The sequence below is a fragment of the Candidatus Avelusimicrobium aviculae genome (assembly GCF_949292495.1).
Classification (GTDB): domain Bacteria; phylum Elusimicrobiota; class Elusimicrobia; order Elusimicrobiales; family Elusimicrobiaceae; genus Avelusimicrobium; species Avelusimicrobium aviculae.
On record NZ_CASEZB010000009.1, the window covers coordinates 1 to 19,367 of the forward strand.

Annotated in this window: 19 protein-coding genes; 9 read left to right on the forward strand and 10 right to left on the reverse strand. The window is 49.0% G+C overall.

Going from position 1 to position 19,367, the window contains the following annotated elements:
• Positions 1-883: hypothetical protein (locus ACQY33_RS02135; RefSeq protein WP_428073508.1), on the forward strand; the 883-nt coding region annotated here is incomplete at its 5' end.
• A gap of 356 nt (positions 884-1,239) precedes the next feature.
• Here ACQY33_RS02135 and ACQY33_RS02140 read toward each other — a convergent pair.
• From ACQY33_RS02140 to ACQY33_RS02170, 7 genes are all read right to left on the reverse strand, one after another.
• The gene (locus tag ACQY33_RS02140) at positions 1,240-3,555 is read right to left on the reverse strand and encodes an AsmA family protein (protein ID WP_428073509.1); all 2,316 of its coding nucleotides are present in this window, start codon (positions 3,553-3,555) and stop codon (positions 1,240-1,242) included.
• 80 nt (positions 3,556-3,635) lie between these two features.
• Positions 3,636-3,971, reverse strand: coding sequence for a YkvA family protein (locus tag ACQY33_RS02145; protein WP_428073510.1), 336 nt, complete (start codon positions 3,969-3,971; stop codon positions 3,636-3,638).
• Positions 3,968-5,746 (reverse strand): Na/Pi cotransporter family protein, encoded by a 1,779-nt coding sequence (locus ACQY33_RS02150; protein WP_428073511.1) that lies wholly within the window; start codon positions 5,744-5,746, stop codon positions 3,968-3,970. The genes ACQY33_RS02145 and ACQY33_RS02150 overlap by 4 nt, the downstream gene beginning before the upstream one ends.
• 75 nt (positions 5,747-5,821) lie before the next feature.
• The gene (locus ACQY33_RS02155; RefSeq protein ID WP_428073512.1) at positions 5,822-6,655 is read right to left on the reverse strand and encodes a hypothetical protein; all 834 of its coding nucleotides are present in this window, start codon (positions 6,653-6,655) and stop codon (positions 5,822-5,824) included.
• A 6-nt stretch (positions 6,656-6,661) separates the two neighbouring features.
• Positions 6,662-7,849 carry a hypothetical protein gene (locus ACQY33_RS02160; protein ID WP_428073513.1) on the reverse strand — a complete coding sequence of 396 codons (1,188 nt, stop codon included), beginning with the start codon at positions 7,847-7,849 and terminating at the stop codon, positions 6,662-6,664.
• An 80-nt stretch (positions 7,850-7,929) separates the two neighbouring features.
• Entirely contained in the window at positions 7,930-9,114 is a 1,185-nt protein-coding gene (locus ACQY33_RS02165) for an NAD(P)/FAD-dependent oxidoreductase (RefSeq protein ID WP_428073514.1), read from the reverse strand.
• A 79-nt stretch (positions 9,115-9,193) separates the two neighbouring features.
• On the reverse strand, positions 9,194-10,369 hold the full coding sequence (locus tag ACQY33_RS02170; RefSeq protein ID WP_428073515.1) for an iron-containing alcohol dehydrogenase: 1,176 nt from the start codon (positions 10,367-10,369) through the stop codon (positions 9,194-9,196).
• A 142-nt stretch (positions 10,370-10,511) separates the two neighbouring features.
• Between ACQY33_RS02170 and ACQY33_RS02175 the strand changes: the two genes are divergently transcribed.
• The gene (locus tag ACQY33_RS02175) at positions 10,512-10,976 is read left to right on the forward strand and encodes a Fur family transcriptional regulator (protein ID WP_428073516.1); all 465 of its coding nucleotides are present in this window, start codon (positions 10,512-10,514) and stop codon (positions 10,974-10,976) included.
• Between the two features lie 24 nt (positions 10,977-11,000).
• Entirely contained in the window at positions 11,001-11,540 is a 540-nt protein-coding gene (gene rbr, locus ACQY33_RS02180) for a rubrerythrin (protein ID WP_428073517.1), read from the forward strand.
• Positions 11,541-11,628: 88 nt separating this feature from the next.
• Here the strand turns inward: rbr and ACQY33_RS02185 are convergent, their stop codons facing one another.
• The 3 genes from ACQY33_RS02185 to ACQY33_RS02195 are packed head-to-tail and all read right to left on the reverse strand — an operon-like array spanning position 11,629 to position 15,530.
• Positions 11,629-13,011, reverse strand: a complete 1,383-nt coding sequence (locus ACQY33_RS02185) for an MFS transporter (protein WP_428073518.1) — start codon at positions 13,009-13,011, stop codon at positions 11,629-11,631.
• Positions 12,992-14,431 carry an MFS transporter gene (locus ACQY33_RS02190; protein WP_428073519.1) on the reverse strand — a complete coding sequence of 480 codons (1,440 nt, stop codon included), beginning with the start codon at positions 14,429-14,431 and terminating at the stop codon, positions 12,992-12,994. Before ACQY33_RS02190 ends, ACQY33_RS02185 begins: the two co-directional genes overlap by 20 nt.
• 4 nt (positions 14,432-14,435) lie before the next feature.
• Positions 14,436-15,530, reverse strand: coding sequence for a class I SAM-dependent methyltransferase (locus ACQY33_RS02195; RefSeq protein WP_428073520.1), 1,095 nt, complete (start codon positions 15,528-15,530; stop codon positions 14,436-14,438).
• A gap of 40 nt (positions 15,531-15,570) precedes the next feature.
• Here ACQY33_RS02195 and fabG point away from each other — a divergent pair, with 40 nt between their 5' ends.
• The 6 genes from fabG to ACQY33_RS02225 are packed head-to-tail and all read left to right on the forward strand — an operon-like array spanning position 15,571 to position 19,365.
• Positions 15,571-16,308 carry a 3-oxoacyl-ACP reductase FabG gene (fabG, locus tag ACQY33_RS02200; protein WP_428073521.1) on the forward strand — a complete coding sequence of 246 codons (738 nt, stop codon included), beginning with the start codon at positions 15,571-15,573 and terminating at the stop codon, positions 16,306-16,308.
• Between the two features lie 29 nt (positions 16,309-16,337).
• Positions 16,338-17,561 (forward strand): beta-ketoacyl-[acyl-carrier-protein] synthase family protein, encoded by a 1,224-nt coding sequence (locus tag ACQY33_RS02205; RefSeq protein ID WP_428073522.1) that lies wholly within the window; start codon positions 16,338-16,340, stop codon positions 17,559-17,561.
• Between the two features lie 4 nt (positions 17,562-17,565).
• Positions 17,566-17,835: a phosphopantetheine-binding protein gene (locus ACQY33_RS02210; RefSeq protein ID WP_428073523.1), complete on the forward strand. Its 270-nt coding sequence runs from the start codon at positions 17,566-17,568 to the stop codon at positions 17,833-17,835.
• Positions 17,836-17,841: 6 nt separating this feature from the next.
• A complete protein-coding gene (locus tag ACQY33_RS02215) occupies positions 17,842-18,567 on the forward strand; it encodes a lysophospholipid acyltransferase family protein (RefSeq protein WP_428073524.1) in 726 nt (241 codons plus the stop codon).
• Positions 18,564-18,983 (forward strand): hypothetical protein, encoded by a 420-nt coding sequence (locus ACQY33_RS02220; protein ID WP_428073525.1) that lies wholly within the window; start codon positions 18,564-18,566, stop codon positions 18,981-18,983. Before ACQY33_RS02215 ends, ACQY33_RS02220 begins: the two co-directional genes overlap by 4 nt.
• 7 nt (positions 18,984-18,990) lie before the next feature.
• On the forward strand, positions 18,991-19,365 hold the full coding sequence (locus ACQY33_RS02225) for a hypothetical protein (RefSeq protein ID WP_428073526.1): 375 nt from the start codon (positions 18,991-18,993) through the stop codon (positions 19,363-19,365).
• The last annotated feature ends 2 nt before the right edge of the window (positions 19,366-19,367 follow it).

Below are 19,367 nucleotides of genomic sequence, written 5' to 3' on the forward strand. Positions count from 1 at the left end.
CATGGTGAATGAGTCGGCTGCCAGCCGCACGCGTTTGTGCCAGTATGATAAAGTGAGAGGCTTTGGTAACAAATATGACGGCAACATTAATGAAAGCTATGATTTTAATAGTTGCCAATGGAATTTAACCTCTGAAAATTGTTACTGTAGCACTACGAGAGCGGACGCTCCTTCCAGTGGGCGCACGAGCGGTTATGAGGATAAAACGAGAAGCTGCTCTACGGACAGCAAATGGGGCAGCAAATATGACGGAACGATTACGGCCCGTTACTATTATGGCAAAGGGAACTGCTATTGGGACCAGTATTATGATGAAGACTGCTACTGCGGTTCCAGTGCGGGGGCACCAAAGAAACAATACAGCGGGACCAGCACGAAGACGCGTTACTGCTCTAGTGAGAACAGTAAATGGACTGGAACAATAACGGATACGTATAATTACGATACGTGCAGCTGGTCTTACGGGGACAACAGCGGTTGTAAATGCGCGGGTCAGCCGTCTAACTTGACGAAAGAGGAAAACTGCCCCAGCGGGTATACGGGTTCTAAAACGTATAAGTATAACACCAGTTTAGACAAATGCACTTGGGAGTTGGCTTCTGATACCTGTAAGAAAAAAGAACAATTGGTTTGGCAGTCCAATTATGAAAAGAAAGTAGTGAATAAAGAATGTGCTGAAATTCCTAACGGAACTTCGAAATGTTTAATTGATATCTTTATGAGCAGTGGCATGACTTGTTCTGAGTTAGGGGCCAGTTCCGGCGGCAGCTGCTCGAGTGAAGGACGTACATGTTGGAGCAGTTGTGGCCCTGTGGCTGCCAGTGGTAATGGCTGGTGTCATGTTGAAAGAAGTGGCTTGAAATGTGTAAATGTAGCTAACTAACATCTTACATAGTATTTGAAGGTTCAAAAGGCCTCAGCCGTAAAAAGCTGGGGCCTTTTTGTATGATAAAAATATTGGAAAAGAAGACTATTAAGGAATTCTATGTGTTTTTATTAATTAAAGTTTAATGAGATGTATGGAATACATCGGGATGCTATGATATTAATTAATGGAGAACTTAGAGAAATTTAGGGGTGTCAGATGAAAGAAAATTGATAATTTATTTTCTCTAGGAAGGTATCGGTTGTTTTATTTTAAAACTATTGGGTAGATTGTAGAATATATATCTATTTTTAATAAACCCCCGTTTGAGAGTTTTCAAACGGGGGTTTTGTGTACAATTAAAGGCGGAAGGTTTATTTCTTTTCTTCTTTATCGTCTTTCTTTTTAAACAAAGAACCAATGCCTTTTAAAGCATCTTTGGCGGTGTTTACAGTGCCTTTTACGGTATCACTGGCCACCCCCACGGTGCCTTTTACTACGGTGGTACCGGTTTTAACGGCCGTTTCGGCTACTTTCCCGGTAGTTTTTACCGCGCCGGTGGCAACGGCCCCGGCGGTGCTGGCGGCCCCGCTAACGAGGTTTCCGGGCGTTTGTGTGCTTAACAGTCCCCCCACCAGGGAGCCTACGGTATTTAACACGTCCAATTTACCGGACGGATTTTCCACCGGCCCCGTAATTTTAATCACAATGGGGGTCTGGCTGGTCAGCACGGTGGCGGATACTTTCATATCAATGTTATCTTGCGGAAAATCTACCTTACCGGAACCATTGATGTTGGTTAATTTAGAGGTTAAGGTCGTTTTTTCCACCGTCATCACACCGTTTACAAAGTTGTATACGCCTTCAGCCGCGTCGTAAGAAATTTGACCCTTCTGGGCGGAGTTTTCCGCCGGGAACAAGTCAATATTTAACACTTTGGCCACCCGGTTGATGATGTTAATAGGCAGCAGCAGGATTTTGACTATTTTGTTTTCTTTTACGAAAGAGTCCAAATCCGTAATGGCGCCGGGCTGCAAGGTAAAAGAAACCTGTCCGTTGGCTTTCTTCATGCTGGGGCTTACGGAAGTTAAGTTAGCGTTAATGGCAAAGCCCTGGGTGGTGAAGAACGGAACTTGCACTTCCCCCACTTTTACGTTGGCTTGGATATTCATATAGGTTTCCGGGCCGTCCGCTTGGGCTGTGGCGGCCGGTTGGGGTTCCTCGGTTGGAGCCGGTGCCGTCTCCGCCGCGTTTTGCTCGGCGGGTGCCGCTTCGGTTTGGGTTCCTTCTTCCTGTACGGCGGAGGTTTGGGCGGCCGGCAGGCTGTCTAATTTAAATTTGGATAAATCCAAATTAAACACAATATTCATTACTTCCTGAATATTTTTGTAAGAGAAGGAAGAGGTGAATTTTTCACCGTTTAAAAGCCCGGTTAAAGACGCGCAGGAAATATCGTCCACCGAGGCGATATTGATGACCCCGTTTAAGGCGGACGCGGTTACCGGTTCATACATGACGCTTACGTCTTTTAACGTAATATTGCCGCGCACGTCTTTGCCGTCTAACTTATCCGTAGCGGTAAAGGTGCCTAAAATTTGGCCTTGCGGTTTAAAGTCCGCCACGGTATCGGTCATTTGCACGGCTTCAGCCAAGGCAATGGCCATATTGCCGGTAATGTTATAGGTAGGCGTGGCGCTTGCCCAGGAGGCATTGCCGGAAGCCGTAATGCCGGAGTTTAATATCCCCAGCTTAATTTGCTGGATAACGGCCTGGCTTTTTTCTATATCGGCCGAGGCTTGCACGTTTACCGTAATTTGCGGCAGATTAAAAGAGGGCAAATCCGGCAGGAATTCCTCAAACGTGGTGTTATTAATGCCGGTAAGAGAGCCGGTCAAATCCACCACCGGGGCCATAAAATTTTTTACCCCCCCGGTTAACAGGAACCGGACGGTTTTGTAAGAAGCGCTAATCCCCTTTACGGTAATATAGGCTTGCTGCATGTCTAAATTGGCCAAAGACACCACCGTGTCTACCGTTACGGGAATAGTCATATCCATACCGGAGGCCGCGTCTTGATAACCCATGGTGAAATCCAGCTTAAAAGAGAACGGGTTAGCCAAATCAAAATCCCGTATTTCCAGGTTTAATTTGTCTACGGAGGCGTTCATCCCCGTTTGCAGGTCTTTGTAGGAGAAGGCGCAATCGGTAATGCTGATTTTTTCTATGGTTAGGTCCAAGTTTGCAGGAGCGGAAGCTTCCTGGGCGGCTTGGGGCTGCTCCTCGGCGGAAGAGGAAGAGCCGGCAACCAGTGAATCAAAATTAAAGCTGCCGTCCGCCTGTTTTACCACGTTTACTTCCAGCCCGTCCAAAATCACCCGGCGGACTTCTATTTTCTTTTGGAAAAGCGGTCTTAACGCCACTTTTACCTGCAATTTGTCCGCTTTTACGAAAGTGCCCTGTTCAAAGGTGCTTTCTTCTGACAAAGCGAAATTGTCTAACGTTACCCCAATCAAATTGAAAGAAACGCCGTCAAAAGATATTTCCCGGTGGAAATTCTCTTTTGTGTAGCTCTCGGCCATGGCTTTGAGCTTTTCCGGCGGGAACATGACTTTTAACGTCACCAAACCCGCCGCCAGCAGGACAACCAACGTTATCCCGCACACAAGCAAGATTTTGATTAGTTTTTTCATATACGTTTATTATATCACTTTGAAAAAACGAAAAAAACCACCGTTATTTTCCGGCGGTTTTTAAGGATAGAGAAGCGGTATTATTGGTCTTTTTTTTCAGGGGCGCTGTCCGTTTTGTACGCCTGGGTGTCTATCACTTGGTCTTTGTCTGTGGGTTGGGCCAGGCTTTGGCGGTACGCTTTAATGCTTTTTTGCCACAGGGCCAGCACCAGCACGATGAAAGCTCCGTCATCTGTAATGCCTAGCAGGGGCATGACTTCCGGCAGTATGTCTACGGGGCTGATTACGTATACCGCACACACAAGGGTCAGCAAAACCGGCCCCCAAGGAAATTTATACTTCCCTTTAACGGACGCCCACAGCATGGCGAACAGGGTTTTTACGTCTTGCAGAAAATCGGCTGGGCGGAAGTTCATGCGTGTTTCTCCTTACTGGGCACGGTGATGTATTTGGTGCCGTGTTCCGGGGAACGCGCCCCCAAGATGTTTTCCGTTACGCGCAGGGCGTAATCCCCTATTCTTTCAAAATTGCTTAATATATCGGAATAGGCGGTGATAAAGTCCGGGCTGGCTTCTTCCCCCTCATAATAGCGGGTGCTGCGGTCTTTAAGCAATTTTTTGCGCAGCGCGTTTAACTCTTCTTCCCGCGCGGCGGCCTGAGCCAAAATTTCGTTGGCTTCTTTGGCGGATTCTCCCGTGGGGTGTTGCACAAACACAATGGCTTTGCGGGTTTCACGGGTGATTTCTTTGGTCAGCTTGGCAATTTCTTCTATATTGTCTATATCCGCTTGAGAGAAAGCCTGCTTGGTGTGGAATTTTTCCAATATGCGGGCGATTTTCTCCCCGCAGTCGCCCATGCGCTCAATGCTGTTTATCACGTCAAATAAAGACCATACATGCGCCACGGCATCGCGCGATAAGTTGCCGTGGGAAAGCTGGGTTAAATAGATATTTATTTTGTGTTCCAACACGTCGGTTGTTTTTTCGGCTTCTTTTACGTCTTCCACCAGCCGCACGAACATTTTTTCATCTTCCACTTTTACGGCGTGCATTACTTTGTCTGTAATTTTGGTAACAAAGCTCATCATGCGTTCTACTTCATTGCGTACGGCAACCAACGCCAATTCCGGCGTATTGGCAAACCGGGTGGACAGATAAATAAGTTCGGTTTGTTTGTTGTCTTCGCGTTTGGTTTTGGGGAAGATCAGCAAGGTTAATGCGGCCAATTGTTTAAGTAACGGCAGCATGATAAGGGTGTTGAGTACGTTGAAAATAGAATGGAAAGCTGAAATGTGGTAAGGCAACACCGCCGTTAAGGCATTAGGATCTTTCACATAAGGGCTGCCCGGAACCACCCAATCCACCAAACTAATAAAATGGCGGAATAAAATAACAGCCCACACCACGCCTAAAATATTAAATAGTGAGTGGCCTACCGCCGCCCTTCTGGCTGTTTTATTGGCGCCAATGGCGGCCAAATTAGCCGTAATAGTGGTGCCGATGTTCTCCCCCAGCACAAGGGCGCATGAGGTGGGAAAATCAATAATTCCGGCGGCGGCGCAGGTAAGCGTCATGGCCATAACGGCGCTGGAAGACTGCAATATCACGGTAAGCACCGTGCCGGTGGCGATAAGCGTTAAGAGGTTAAGTAAATTGTCCGGGCGGAATTTTGAAATCCACTCCATTACCTGCGGATTTTGGGCAAAATCGGCCGGGATGGTGTTTTTCATGAGGTCCAACCCCAAGAACAACAACCCAAAGCCCACTAAAGCTTCACCCGTTCTTCTGATAGCCGGCACGCGCGGTATAAACTGGGCAAAGAAACCTACTGCTATTACTGGCAAAGCAAAGAGGGATATTTGTATTTTAAACCCAAACAAGCTTACAATCCAGGCTGTCATGGTGGTACCGATATTGGCCCCAAAAATAACGCCTAAGGATTGGTATAAATTAAGCAGCCCCGCGCTGGCAAACCCCACTACCATTACCGTGGTGGCGCTGGAGGATTGAATGATAGAGGTAACCAATAGCCCGCAGGCGGTGGCGGCAAAACGGTTGGTGGTGGCGATGCCCAATAATTGGCGCATCTTATCGCCGGACACTTTTTGCAGTCCGTCGCTCATCATTTTCATGCCAGTTAAAAAGATGGCCAGCCCTCCCAGCAAATTTAATATAGTCAGTGCGGTATGCATGAATCCTCCGTGTGTAGTAATATCCTATATAACCATAACAAAAAAGAGGGCGTATATAAGAGCCCTCTTGCAAAATCAGTTTTCTGCGGGTTGTGTGCTTTGCGTACGTTTGGCACCGGCGTATAGCTCGTATATTAAGCCCAAACCCACCACCGAGTTAATGACCGTACATGGCAGCGATAATAGCCACGTGCCCGCTATGCCAAGCAACGTATTTATCATATATAAAGGCATAATAAACAGCTGTATAACCCCAATAAGGGTGGAGAACACCAGTACAATCAACCCAGCTATAATCCCTAATTTAAACAGATGCCAATAGTCTTGTTTAAGTAAATTATAAGCATAAGGCAAAGCGTTAAAAACGTTTTTCTCCCCCGTTGCTACGGCGTATATACTGAAAACGGAACCCAGCAAGGTGGTGAAAAACAGCCATATTGCCGCCACAGAGGCGATAACCCCCACTAAAATACTGGCTGTGGAATATATGGAATAGATAACCACCACCAGGGCTAAAGCGATAAACGCGAACAACAAGAAAACCAGCCACATTAGCACTATATACCATATGCTTGCTCCGGCCACCTTCCAAAACCGGCCGGCAGCTATATGCAGGGCTTCTTTCCAAGTAATTAGTTTCCCTTCCCGGGCGTTTTTTAAAATGTTTAGACAAGACGTCATCATAAATAAACTAATCACGCCGGTTGCCAGCGCCCAAAGAATATACAGAAAAGGGTGTTCTTCCGGGGTGCTATTAAAAGGGTCGTATTGTTGGCATAGCAAGCTGACTAAAATAATGCCCGCCTGTCCGCCCAATAAAATTTGCACAAGGGGCAAACCGCTTTTTTCCACGGTTTTTACCGCGTTTTTAATATAAGAGGATACAGAATACCGTGTATGGTTACTCATAAAGAATTACCTCTTGGAAAGTTTAATATTTTCCGGCCCGTTGTCCTCGGGCTGATTGTTTTTTTCTTTTTTGGCGGACATCATTTCTTGGTTTTTTGCAATATCCTGCGCCATATCATCGTCAAAAAGAATAGTGGGCATACGGTCTTCTTCTTGGTGCATATATTGCTGTACTTTAATATTATCCGGTGAATAAACCTGGTTTAAATGCTCGTCTACATTCATTTCGTTTGTTTCCGGGGAAACCGTGGTAAGCATGCCCACCTGTTCGTTGGGGCTTAAAATATCGTTTTCGGGCCGTTGTACCGGCATGCCGGCTGTAGCGGGCAACGCTGTGGAAGAAGACATCCCGGCCAACTTTTCCGCGTCGGAAATTTCAAATCCGTCCCGGTTGAAGCCGTGGTCTAGGTTTAAAAACAAAAGCGTATTTGCCGTAAACGCAAAATATAAAGAAAAAGCGTAAGCTAATAAGGCGGCTAAAAATACAATATACCAGCCTATGGTCAAATTGGTGATGTCAAAACTGTTGGCAAAGAACAGCGGTATGCCTATTATCAAAGCGCCTGCTATGATTACAAACCCTATAAACGGGGACAGCCAAATACTGAAAAGCAAAATGGCGGTACGGAAATAACGGCGGAATACCAAATCCATACTGTATCTGATGGCGGAAACGGGGTTTTCCCCCCGCAGCGTAATGGCGGGCGCGGTAAACGCGGCGGGGATATACAGCCCAAAAACCAACGCGGCCGAAACCAACAGGCTTAAGTTAGAGGATCCCGCGCTTTGCACCACCCAATTTACTATTAATGTAGGTATGCCGATTACAATGCTGGCTAAAAGCAAATAAAAAGAAGGAAGCAGCGCTTTCCAGAAACATTCCGGAAGGGCGGTTCCCACTTTATTGGCGCGGGCGGAAATCATATTAATTAACGTACACGGGAAAATAAAATACACGATATAGCTGGCTATAAGCATAAGGGTGGCGGTGCTGATACCGGCCAGGAAAGGGCCCGTCATGGCGCCGGGAAGCACCATTTTGGTAGCTACAATGACAATAGCCGTAAGGGCGGCTGCGATAAAGACAACCAACAGAAAGATAAGCAAAACCAACGCGCCAAAAGTTTTATTGGCCAGCTTAAAAGATTCTATCCATAAAGTAAACAGATTAAACGGTTTTTTCTTAAAATCCATATATTCTCCGAAGAAAGCCTGTAACAGCTAGAAATATTATAGCAATAAAGGGCTTTTAATTCACGGAAATTTTTTTGTATTTAAAAGATTTTTTCCAACGTTTTTGCCGCGGCCCAGCCGCTGCTCCAAGCCCATTGTAAATTGTATCCCCCCAGCATGCCGGTTACGTCCAACAGTTCCCCGGTGATAAACAGCCCCGGCAAGCGGCGGCATTGCATGGTGGAAGGGTTTATTTCTTTGGTGTCCACTCCGCCGCGGGTGACTTCGGCCTTGGTCCAGCCGCTGGTGCTTTGCGGGATAAATACAAAATGGTTTAGCCGTTGGGCGGCCTGCTGCAGGCAGGCCGCCGAAGCGTTGGCGGCCGATACGTCCCCCTCCCCCAAAAGCGCTTTGGTTATTTTGGGGGATATTTTTTCAGCCAGTAAAGAAGAAAATAGTTTGGGGGAATTTTTATGCTCTTTTAAAAAGGCCAAGGCGTCCGTATCCGGCAGGAAATTAACCGTTATGTTTTCCCCCTCATTCCAAAATAAAGAGGCCTGCAATACGGCGGGGCCGCTTATGCCTTCATGCGTAAACAACAGCGGCCCGCGGTAAGAAAATTTGCCGCACTGTATGTGCGCAGGCAGGCTGTTTCCCGCCAAATGGGCGGTTTGCCGGCGCAAGTCCCGCGTAAAGCAGAGGCCCGCCAGCGCCGGGGTTTGCTCTATAATATTAAGCCCCATTTCCCGTGCGGTTTTTATGCCAAAAGCGCTGGCCCCCAACGCCGGGTAAGAAAGCCCCCCCGTCGCCAGCACGACGTTCTGCGCGCTTAGTTTGCCGCGGGACGTTTGCACCGTATATAAGCCGGTTGTTTCCTGCCGTACCCGCAAAACTTGGGTGTTTAGCCATAAGCGGCTGTTTGCTTGTTGGGCGCGGCGGGTAAGCAGGTGCACGATGTCTTGGGCGCTATGGGCAAATAATTGACCGGAGGGAGTTTTCGTCCAAGGGATATGGTTATCATCTAACAATTTTAAAAAATCCGCATTTTTATAGGCGGCCAATGCGTTTTTGCAAAAATGTTTGTTTTGGGAAAAATAATTGGCGGCGGAAATACGGGTGTTGGAAAAATTGCACTTTCCCCCGCCGGAAACTTTCACTTTGGCGCCGGGAGCGGGGTTGTGGTCAATAACCAGTTTGCGCGCGTTAAATGAGCCGGCGCACATCAGGCCGGAAGCGCCCGCGCCGATGATAATGGTATGGTAAATGTCTGGATAGCTTTGCGCCATATACAAATAGGATACAAAAAAACGGGGGTTATTTCTTGGCGGGGTTTAAAAAAGGGCTCCGGTAAGGAGCCCTTTTTTATTATTTATAAGCCGCTTTGTAAATAGACAGCGTTTCCTGCAGGTTTAATTTGTATGGGTCCAGCTCAAACAGGCCGCCCATGGTATCCCAGGCGGTTTTTGCCATAGGCTCTAAATCTTCGGGTTTGAGGCCGTAGTCGCTCATTTTTAACTGATCCACTTGGCAGGCTTGCTGCAATTTCTTTAGCGCGGTTAAAAAGGCTTGGGCTTGGGCGGCTTCGTCCAGACCGGAGATATTTTCTCCCATCGCCTGCGCCATCAGGCCGTAGCGTTTTGCGGGGCCTTTGTCTTTAAAGAAATCATAATACGCCAAAGAAAGCATAATCAGCCCCGCCCCGTGCGGCAGTTTGGGGTAATAGGCGCTCATGGCGTGCTCCAAAGAGTGTTCGCTGGTGCAGGAAGAAAAAGTTTCCACCATGCCCCCCAGCGTATTAGCCACAGCCACTTGCTGGCGGGCTTCCAGGTCTTTTCCGTCTTTCACGGCGCGCGGCAAATAACGGGCGATGAGCTCAATGGCTTTTAAGGCTAACGCGTCAGAAACCGGGGTGGCGATATTGGCTATAAACCCTTCTGTACAGTGGAAAAGCGTATCAAACCCTTGGTAAGCGGTCAAATGCGGCGGGACGGAGGTCATCAATTCCGGGTCTACAATGGATAGTACCGGGAAGGTGCACTCCCAGCCGGTGCCGGTTTTTTCTTCTTTGTTGGTGATAACGGTCCACGGATCGGCCTCGGTGCCGGTGCCGGCCGTGGTGGTGATGGCCACTAACGGCAGGGCCCCTTCTTTGGGGATTAAACCCTTGCCGGTGCCGGAGGAAATATAATCCCAATAATTGCCCGGGTTTTTAGCCATAACGGCAATGGCTTTGGCGCTGTCAATGCTGCTGCCTCCGCCCAAGCCTATCACAAAATCACACCCTTCCTGGCGGGCCAGCTGGGCCCCTTGGGTGACGTGTTCCAAAATGGGGTTAGGCAAAATTTTATCAAACACGACGCTTTCCACCCCTTGTTTTTTAAGCAGGGCGGTTACGCGGTCCAAATACCCCATTTTGCGCATGGACGTTCCCGCCGAAATGACGATCAACGCCTTTTTTCCAGGCAGTTTGGCGGTGCCCAGGTCGTTTAAACGGCCCGCGCCAAACAAAATGCGGGTGGGAAGATAAAAATCAAATTTCATAAAACCTCCTGTAATCAAACCGGTGCTTCCGGCGTTTTTATTATACAATTTAGCGTGAAAAGAGGTAATTATTTTTTTGTTGACATAAAGTATAAAAAATATGCTATACTTACTTAAGAAAAATTATTAATAAGCGGTTTTTATGAATACACAAACATCTTGCGGCGTAACAGCCGAGCAATTGGAAAATTTTAAAACAATCTGCAAAGCCCACGGTTTGCGCGTAACGCCCCAACGGGTGGAAATTTTTAAAATGGTGGCCCAGTCCAAAGAACACCCGAACGCGGAGCGCGTTTTTGAGGCGGTGCGCAAAACCATGCCCAATGTGTCTTTGGATACGGTGTACCGCACTTTATCTTCTTTGGAAGAATTAGGGCTGGTGTTTCGGGTTGGTTTTTCCAGCAAGGCCCGTTTTGATGCCGATTTTGACGAGCATTACCACTTTGTCTGCACCCAGTGCGGGGAAGTGTATGATGTTTTTCCCGCTCCGGGGGAACGTTTGGAAGTCCCGCCGGAAGTGGAAGAGTATGGCCGCGTGCATAAAATCAACCTGCAGTTTAGCGGTTTATGCGCCCGCTGCCAAAAAGAAACAAAAAAAGATTTGTAATTATAAAATAAGGAGACTTACTTTATGGAACTCAAAGGATCTAAGACTGAAAAAAACCTGATGACCGCTTTTGCCGGCGAATCTCAGGCCCGCAACAAATATACGTATTACGCTTCCAAAGCCAAAAAAGAAGGGTTTGTTCAAATCGCCAAATTGTTTGAAGAAACCGCCAACAACGAAAAAGAACACGCCAAATTGTGGTTTAAAGCCTTGCACGGCGGTGAAATCGCCGACACGGCCGCCAACTTGTTAGACGCCGCCGAAGGCGAAAACTATGAATGGACCGATATGTACGCCACTTTTGCCAAAGAAGCCAAAGAAGAAGGCTTTGACAAATTGGCCTATTTGTTTGAAGCCGTGGGCAAAATTGAAAAAATGCACGAAGAACGCTACCGCAAACTGCTCAAAAACGTAGACACCAAACAAGTGTTTGCCAAAACCGGCATTGTCATGTGGGAATGCGCCAACTGCGGACACATCCACGTGGGTGAAAAAGCCCCCGAAGTGTGCCCCGTATGCGCCCACCCGCAGGCTTACTTTATGGTTCACCCGGAAAACTTCTAATTTCCGCGTATTTAGCCTGATAAAAACGCCCCGTTGCAAAACGGGGCGTTTTTTGTAAGTTGGTAAATCCAGGCGTGCTATGAAATATTTACCTGGCGGTGGATATAATTCCCCCTATAAACGCCGCTCCCGCGCCAAACAGCATGGCGGCTTGGTAGCCGTGCATAAAGGCTTGGGTATGCGGCAGGCCGGCGCTTTCAAAATAACTTTGTACGGCGGCGTATACGGCTACGGAAAGGGCAATGCCCATAATCATGCCCGCGTTGCGCGCCAGCGCGTTTACGCTGGATACAATGCCCAATTTGTTTTTAGGCGCCGCGCTGATAACGGTGTTGTTGTTGGGCACTTGAAACGTGCCGGAGCCGGAACCTATAATAAATTGCGCTAGGCCGATATAAAAGAAAGACGGACTTGTGCCGATAAACGCAAACATCAGCGTACCGGTAATTATAAATCCTAACCCTACGGTGGTGATAATGCGGGCGGGGTAACGCTCAGAAAGCACCCCGCTTACGGTAGAGGTAACAGCCAGCGCAATGGGGAAAGGCAAAATCAGCAGGCCGGTTTGTACGGCGTCTATATGCAAAATATCCGTGGTGTAGAAAGGAAACAGCACGGAATTGCAAAAAATAGCCATAAACCCCAGCACGGCTACGGCGTATCCGTAAGAAATAGCCGGTATTTTAAAAATAGACAGGCCGATAAACGGCGTTTTGGCCGTTTTTTCCCGCATAAAAAATCCGCCGAAAAACAATATGGCCGCGGCAAACGCGCCTAGAATAGTGGCAGAGCTCCAGCCTTTGCCCGGGCCCTCGTTTAAGGCGTATAAAAAAGCAAAGCTGGCTAAAATAAAACATACGGCCCCCCATATATCCATGCGCATTTTTTGAATAGGCTCAAAACGGGGTATAATTTGCAGTCCGCGCCAAATGCCTATCAGGCACACGGGCACGTTTACCCAGAATACGGAGGGCCAGCCAAAATGCTGTATTAAAAAACCGCCTACGGCCGGCCCCGCCAAAGAGCCCAGCGCCACCACAGCGCCTATCCCCCCCAAGGCGCGCCCGCGGGTTTTTCCGCTAAAGGCTTTGGCGATAATCGCCTGGGAATTTGCCATCATGGCCGAAGAGCCTAACCCCTGCAGCGCCCGGGCAAAAACCATAAATGGCAAATTGCCCGCCAGCGAGCATAATACCGACCCCACCCCAAACAGCGCAAACCCGCCCAAATACATTTTTTTGCGGCTGTACATATCGCTTAATTTGCCAAAAACGGGCAAAAAGCAGGTAACCGCCAGCAGGTAAATGCTTACCACGCTTTGGATATTTTCAATATTGGCTCCAAACTGCTTTGCCATAGAGGGCAGGGCGATGTTTACAATCCCCCCGTCCAGCGTGCCCATAAAGGTGCCGGTGGCGGTAACGGAAAATATCAGCCATTTGCGTGAGAGTTTAAGCGGTGGTAGTTTCATAAAATCCACGGGGTTGTTTTTTTCTTTTCTTGCGTTTTTCCCGCGCGGCGGAGAAATACCCCGCCAGCACGCAGCAGCAAATGCAGAATGTCATGGAAGCTTGATACGCGCTCATAAACGCTTCCTGCTGCGGGGCGGCGTGCGCGAGCAGATAGCGTTTCATGGTGGAAAATATCAACACGGACAGGGCAATCCCCATCACGGCCCCCATATTGCGCGCCAAGGCGCTTAAGCTTACCACCATGCCCAGCCGGTCCGCCGGAGCGGCGCTGATAATGGTGTTATTGTTGGGGGCTTGAAAGGTGCCGCTTCCGCAGCCCATAATCATTTGGGCGGCCACAATATAGGCAAACGAGGGGTGCGTGCCTATGCATACAAACATGCTGGCCCCTATAATTAAAAACCCAAACCCCACGGTGGTGATTAAACGCGCCGAATATCTTTCAGACAGCCAGCCCGATAGAGGCGAACACACCGCCAAAGCCGCCGGGAAGGGCAGCATGAGCAGGCTCATTTGCACGGGGGTCAGATGCAAAATGTCCGCCATGTAAAACGGAAATAAAATAGAATTGCAGTTTAAAGCAATAAACCCCAGCACGGATACGATACACCCGTAAGAAATAGCCTGTATTTTAAAAATAGACAGGCCGATAAACGGCGCGGGGCTTTTTTGCTCGCGCATGTAAAAACCCACAAAAAAAAGGGCGGACAAAGCAAACGCGCCCATAATCAGGGCCGAGGTCCAGCTTTGGGTGCTTCCTTCATCCAGCGCGTACAAGAAACAAAAGGAAAATAAAATAAAGCATACGGCGCCCGTAAAATCCATTTTTACTTTTTGGTGGGACATAAACAGCGGGATAATTTGTATCCCCCGCCAAATGCCAAATAAACTAATGGGCACGTTTATCCAAAATACAGACTGCCAACCCCACTGCTCAATCAAAAGCCCGCCTAAAGTAGGCCCCGCCAAGAATCCAATAGCCACCATGGCGCCAATGCCGCCCAGGGCGCGCCCGCGGTCTTTGCCGTGGAAGGCTTTGGCGATAATGGCCTGGCAGTTGGAAATCATGGCTGAAGCGCCCAGTCCCTGCACCGCGCGGGAAAAAATCATCCACGCCAAACTGTGCGCAAACGCCGCCAGCAAAGAGCCCACCCCAAACAGCAAAAACCCCGTTAAATACAGGTATTTGCGGCTGTACATATCGCTTAATTTTCCAAAAACGGGCAAAAAGCAGGTGGTGGTAAGCAAATAGACGGTTACCACCCATTGGATGCGTTCCAGCGTAACGCCTAGGTCTTTAGCCATAACGGGTAGGGCGATGTTGACGATGCCCCCGTCCAGCGTGGACATAAACACCCCGATAGCCGTGACGGAAAATATCAGCCATTTATAGGCGATGTGAAAATGAGGTTTAGACATATTGTTATTTCTTACCGCAGCGCAGCAGCGTATAGGCAAAACGTCCCACGCCGTTAAAGGTTTCTTTTAAGGTGAGGCCCGCGTTTTCTATGCAGTTTTTTAATTGTTCAAAGGCATACATTTTGCTGTTGCCGTTGGCAATGTTGGTAAAATACAGCGAGGTATGGTTTAAACAATACGCGGCGGCGGCAAATTCTTGGCGGTCCCACAGCGGCTCCAAAATATAAATATCCGTATGGGGGCCGGCCGCTTTTTTTACTTTTTTTAAGATGTCGGTGATTTGTTTTTCGCTGAAACAGTCTAAAAACTGGCTCATCAGCACGGCGTCAGCCTTAGGGGGCAACGCGGCGTTGGGGTCCAGCACGTTTGCCGGCCAAAATGCCGCGCGCGCACCAAATTTTTTAAGGTTTTTCTTAGCCACGGCCAATTGCCCGGGCAAATCCACCAACGTTATTTTTACGTCCGGCGAGTATTCCAGGCATTTTTTGGCCCATTTGCCGGTATTGGCCCCAATGTCCACAATTTGCCGGGGGCCGCGGCTGAACACCAGGGGCAGTATTTCAGGAAAAGCGATATCCGAATAGAAATGGTCAAACGTAAACCAGCTTTTGCGGGCTTTGGGCGGCAGTTTGGAAAGGCCTTCGTAAACGGTTTTCCATTTTCCAAATACTTTTAAGCCCGTGGGTTTGCCCGTTTTGAGCGATTTTTGAAGCGAATGCATACCCAAATAGCATACGTCGTTTACAAAATCTGCGTTGGCGCGGGTCATCGGGTCGCACAGCCAAAACCAGCCTGTTTTGGTGATGTCATACAGCCCGGCGGGCGTTTTTTGCACCAAACCCAGGCATACGCCGTTTTCCAGCAAGGTTTGCACGGCGTATAAAGAAAGCTTGGTTTTTTGGGCCAGTTCTTTATCCGCGGCCGGGGCTTGGTTTAAGAGGCTTAAAATGCCTAAATCCCGCAAGGCCAGCGCCGCTTGGAAAGAAAAAGGCGCAAAGGCAAGTTTTTGAGCGTCAAAAGCCACGTCCGCCATGGTGCGCGCGTTGGTGCGTTTACGGCGATATTTCGGGTTGAGTTTTGCACTGTTTTTAGCTATCATATATTTATTAAATTTTATCTTATTTTTGAGTGTTTTTACAATGACAAAACCCTTGGAAAACCGCATCGCCCTTATTACCGGCGCCAGCCGCGGAATAGGTTTAGCCGTAGCCAAAACCTTGGCGCGGGAAGGCTGCCATATTTGGCTGAATTACCACTCCAACCATGCGGCCGCCCAGTCCGCCAAAGAGCAAATAGAAGCGTTAGGCGTTAGCTGCACGCTTTTGCCTTTTGACGTGGCGGACGCGCAGGCCGTACGCCGCGCGCTGGAGCCTATGCTTAAAACCCAAACCCCGTATATTTTGGTAAACAACGCCGGGGTGCGCAAAGATAATTTGCTTATTTGGATGAAAGACGAGGAATGGACCAGCGTCATTAGTACGGTTTTGGGCGGGTTTCATAATGTAACCAAAACGGTGTTGGGGGCCATGATACACGCCAAAGAAGGGCGTATTGTGAATATAGCCTCCGCCGCGGCCCATGCGCCCGTTCCAGGGCAGACCAACTATTCCGCCGCCAAAGCGGGTATAGTGGGGGCCACGCGTTCGCTGGCGTTGGAAGTGGCCAAACGCAATATTTTGGTAAACGTCGTTTCTCCCGGGTTTATTGAAACCGATATGCTGGACGGTTTACCCATGGATAAGATACTGCCGCTTATTCCCCTTCGCCGCTTGGGAACCCCCCAAGAAGTGGCGGATTTGGTGGCCTTTTTATGCTCAGACAAGGCTTCTTATATCACCGGCCAAGCGTTTGGGGTTAACGGCGGCGTATGTATGTAAAAGCCCCAAATTGATATAATGGTTTAACTATGGATATACGAGCGAATTTCCCCAAAGTGGTCATCACCGGGTTGGGTGCCGTTTCCCCTTACGGCGTGGGGGTTGGCGCGCTTAAAAACGGCTTGTATGAGGGGGCGGACTGTATTCACAGGGTGGAAGAGCTGGAAAAGCTTTCTTTGGTGAAAACCAAAGTGGCGGCTACGGTGCAAGAAATTGACTATTCTTCTATTCCCCGCCAGCGCCGCCGCTCCATGAGCCGCATGTCCGTTTACGCCTATTACGCCGCGCAGGAAGCGCTGGCCCAAGCCGGGTACGCCCAAGCCCCTGAAGGATTGGGCTTTTTTATGGGGTCCACCTTAAACAGCATTTCCGTTTGGCTGGACGTGTGCACCCAGTGTTTGGGTGGGCATGCGGAGTTGGTAAAAACCTCTTCTTTCCTGCAAATTATGAATCATTCCCCCCAGGCGGTGGTAGGGCAGGCGTTAAAAATTAACGGCCCGTCTTTTGCGGGCGCGGCCGCCTGCGCCACGGGGCTGTTTAACATTGGTTTGGCGGCCTCAGCCATACAAAGCGGGTTAACCGCCCAGGCATTATGCGGCGGAACGGAAGAATACCACCCTATGTTCAGCGCCTGTTTTGACATTATGCAAGCCACCAGCCACCGCTTTAATGACCAGCCGGCTCTGTCCTGCCGCCCTTTTGACGCGCAGCGCGACGGCCTGGTCTGCAGTGAAGGCTGCGGGCTTTTATTCTTGGAGCGGGAGGACCTGGCCCTTGCCCGCGGGGCGCGCATATTAGGAGAGGTCGCGTCATTTTCTTCCAATACGGAAACGGAAAACATCGCTAACCCTTCCGCCCAAACCATGCGCTTTTGCATGCAAAGCGCGCTGGATAAAGCCGGCCTAACTGCTAAAGATATTGATTTTGTAAACGCCCATGCCACGGCTACTTTGGCGGGGGACGCGGCGGAATCAGCCGCCATACACCAGGTGTTTGGTTCTTCGGTAAAAGTAAACAGTTTTAAGGGGCATTTGGGGCATACCATGGGGGCCGCCGGCGCGCTTGAGTTGATAGCCTGCCTGCATATGATGCAGGACGGCGTGGCCTTGCCCACCAAAAACCTGCAAACCCCGGCGCCGGATTGCGCCCCGCTGGATTATGTGCGCCAAAAAGAAAATTTTACAATTCGTACTTTACTTAAAAACAGTTTTGCCATAGGCGGCAACAATTGTTCTCTTATTGTCAGGAGGTAACCCCGTGAATATTAGCAGAGAGGAAATCATTCGCCAAACAAATGAGGCTTTAAAAAAAGAATTTGAATTGACGGACGCCCAGCTAACCCCCCAAGCTAATTTAAAAGATGACATCGGCCTGGACAGTTTAGACGCTGTGGACATGGTGGTGGTATTGGAGCAAAAATTTGGCATGAATATCCGCCAAGGGTATGATTTGCGCTCTATTGTTACATTGCAGGACTTATATAATTTTATAGAAAAAATTGCCCAAGAAAGCATACAAAACAAATAGCAGCTTATGTGCGTGCGTACTTTTTTAAATACGGTGTTGTTTGGGGTGGGAGCGGTGCTGTGGCTGGTCGTAACGGGGTTGGTTGCCGGGCCGTTTTTGTATTTGTGGCCCGGTAAAAACGGGTGTAACGCGCGCCGTTTTGTGTATATCCAAGCAAAAGGAATTTTATTTTTTATGCGTTTGTGTTCCCGTTCGTGGCGGGTGGAACGGAGGCCGCGGCCCCAGGGGCCTTGCGTGGTGGCGGCAAACCATGCTTCCGCGTTGGATTTATATACGGTGGCGGCGTTTGGGTATGATAATGTGCTCTATATTACCAAAGGCTGGGTGTTTAAACTGCCGTTTTTTGGCAAGGTGATGCGCGCCGCCGGATATATTGACGCCGAAACAACACCCCCCCATCAAATGTTGGACCGCTGCCGCCAAGCCGTAAAAGACGGGTGTGATATTGTGCTTTTTCCGCAGGGCTCGCGCAAAAACCCGTTGGCCCGTTTTAAAAGCGGAGCGTTTTATTTGGCAATAGAGTTGGGGCTTCCGGTTATTCCGTTAGCCATAGGCGGTACGGGAAAGATGCTTCCCAGCGGATCAATGTGGCTGCGCCCGGCGGATATTCTGCTTGCCACGCTGGGGGCCGTTTATCCGGCCGATTTTACCGGCCCGCTGGACCATTTGGAAATGGCGCGTGAGGTAAAAAAACGCATTATGGATTATTTGCAAAAGGAGCACATGCTATGAAGCGGATTTTGGCCCTTTGTTTAGCGGCTGGGTTGTGGGCGTGCGCGGCGGCGCCGGCGTTGCGCGTAGAAAAAGATTTTTCTTTCCCTGCCGTATCAAACGCGCAGCAAGTGAAAGTGGCGGTGTTTCGCGCCTGCGCAAAGCAGGGTTGGAAATGCTCGCCCGTAACGCCCGATTCCGCCGAAGCGGCCTTTGCGCGGGACGGACGGCAAGTATGGGTGGATATTGCCTATTCCCCCCGCTCTTATGCGATTGTTTATAAACACAGTACGGGGCTTCACGATACGCAAAAAGGACAAGACGTTCTAATTGACCCCATTTATAACCGGTGGGTAAAGCGTTTAAGCGCGCAGATTGACAAAGAATTGCAAAAAATCAATCAGGCCGGTCTTCAAGCCCCTTCCCAAGGAGTATAAACCAGTTATGAAAAAATACTTATTTATTTTGAGTGTTTGTCTGTTCGCGGCGGCGTGCCGTTCTTATCCCGCCGTATATGAAGTAAAAGATTGTTTTGTAACCGTATCGGAAGGGCAAACTTTGCGTCAGGCCATTTTTCAGGCGGGAAAGGGCCGCCGCTGGGTGATGTATGAAAAAGAACCCGGCCTCGTCCAAGCTCATTTAAAGGTGCGCGGGCACGAGGTGGTGGTAAACATTCCGTATACGCAGGACAGTTTTTCCATAGAATACGTCAGCAGTGAAAACATGAACTATAACCCGGAAAAAAACCGCATCCACCCCAAATACACCCAATGGGTGCGTAATTTGGAAGTGGACATAACCCGTTTTGCACAAAGGTAAGC

Bases quoted from the DNA above. Each gene is read 5' to 3' on its own strand.
- rbr (WP_428073517.1), top strand. From the start codon at position 11,001: ATGGAACTCAAAGGATCTAAGACTGAAAAAAACCTGATGACCGCTTTT.
- ACQY33_RS02155 (WP_428073512.1), bottom strand. From the start codon at position 6,655: ATGAGTAACCATACACGGTATTCTGTATCCTCTTATATTAAAAACGCG.
- ACQY33_RS02170 (WP_428073515.1), bottom strand. From the start codon at position 10,369: ATGAAATTTGATTTTTATCTTCCCACCCGCATTTTGTTTGGCGCGGGC.
- ACQY33_RS02185 (WP_428073518.1), bottom strand. From the start codon at position 13,011: ATGAAACTACCACCGCTTAAACTCTCACGCAAATGGCTGATATTTTCC.
- ACQY33_RS02220 (WP_428073525.1), top strand. From the start codon at position 18,564: ATGAAGCGGATTTTGGCCCTTTGTTTAGCGGCTGGGTTGTGGGCGTGC.
- ACQY33_RS02190 (WP_428073519.1), bottom strand. From the start codon at position 14,431: ATGTCTAAACCTCATTTTCACATCGCCTATAAATGGCTGATATTTTCC.
- ACQY33_RS02145 (WP_428073510.1), bottom strand. From the start codon at position 3,971: ATGAACTTCCGCCCAGCCGATTTTCTGCAAGACGTAAAAACCCTGTTC.
- ACQY33_RS02175 (WP_428073516.1), top strand. From the start codon at position 10,512: ATGAATACACAAACATCTTGCGGCGTAACAGCCGAGCAATTGGAAAAT.
- ACQY33_RS02165 (WP_428073514.1), bottom strand. From the start codon at position 9,114: ATGGCGCAAAGCTATCCAGACATTTACCATACCATTATCATCGGCGCG.
- ACQY33_RS02205 (WP_428073522.1), top strand. From the start codon at position 16,338: ATGGATATACGAGCGAATTTCCCCAAAGTGGTCATCACCGGGTTGGGT.
- ACQY33_RS02140 (WP_428073509.1), bottom strand. From the start codon at position 3,555: ATGAAAAAACTAATCAAAATCTTGCTTGTGTGCGGGATAACGTTGGTT.
- ACQY33_RS02195 (WP_428073520.1), bottom strand. From the start codon at position 15,530: ATGATAGCTAAAAACAGTGCAAAACTCAACCCGAAATATCGCCGTAAA.
- ACQY33_RS02150 (WP_428073511.1), bottom strand. From the start codon at position 5,746: ATGCATACCGCACTGACTATATTAAATTTGCTGGGAGGGCTGGCCATC.
- fabG (WP_428073521.1), top strand. From the start codon at position 15,571: ATGACAAAACCCTTGGAAAACCGCATCGCCCTTATTACCGGCGCCAGC.
- ACQY33_RS02160 (WP_428073513.1), bottom strand. From the start codon at position 7,849: ATGGATTTTAAGAAAAAACCGTTTAATCTGTTTACTTTATGGATAGAA.
- ACQY33_RS02215 (WP_428073524.1), top strand. From the start codon at position 17,842: ATGTGCGTGCGTACTTTTTTAAATACGGTGTTGTTTGGGGTGGGAGCG.
- ACQY33_RS02225 (WP_428073526.1), top strand. From the start codon at position 18,991: ATGAAAAAATACTTATTTATTTTGAGTGTTTGTCTGTTCGCGGCGGCG.